This is a genomic window from Escherichia sp. MOD1-EC6300 (assembly GCF_002965045.1).
GTDB lineage: Bacteria > Pseudomonadota > Gammaproteobacteria > Enterobacterales > Enterobacteriaceae > Escherichia > Escherichia coli_F.
The window spans coordinates 1-393 of record NZ_PTRH01000071.1 but is presented as its reverse complement, the minus strand read 5'-3'; the positions used below and the strand labels follow the sequence as shown (position 1 = coordinate 393).

Annotated in this window: 2 tRNA genes; both read right to left on the bottom strand. The window is 45.3% G+C overall.

Features of this window, described 5'->3' with window-relative positions:
- Positions 1 to 145: 145 nt before the first annotated feature.
- A tRNA-Ala gene (locus tag BGE37_RS24845) sits at positions 146 to 221 on the bottom strand.
- A 42-nt stretch (positions 222 to 263) separates the two neighbouring features.
- Positions 264 to 340 (bottom strand) — tRNA-Ile (locus BGE37_RS24840).
- Positions 341 to 393 lie beyond the last annotated feature (53 nt).

Sequence of the window (393 nt, the reverse complement as noted above, 5' to 3'; positions counted from 1 at the left end):
TTGCGAAAATTTGAGAGACTCACGAACAACTTTCGTTGTTCAGTGTTTCAATTTTCAGCTTGATCCAGATTTTTAAAGAGCAAAACTTCGCAGTGAACCTTTGCAGGTACACTCTGAAGTATTTTTTATTTAATCACTACAGAGATGGTGGAGCTATGCGGGATCGAACCGCAGACCTCCTGCGTGCAAAGCAGGCGCTCTCCCAGCTGAGCTATAGCCCCATAACATGTAGTTAAAACCTCTTCAAATTTGCGGTGCAAATTTGGTAGGCCTGAGTGGACTTGAACCACCGACCTCACCCTTATCAGGGGTGCGCTCTAACCACCTGAGCTACAAGCCTGTAGAGGTTTTACTGCTCATTTTCATCAGACAATCTGTGTGAGCACTGCAAAG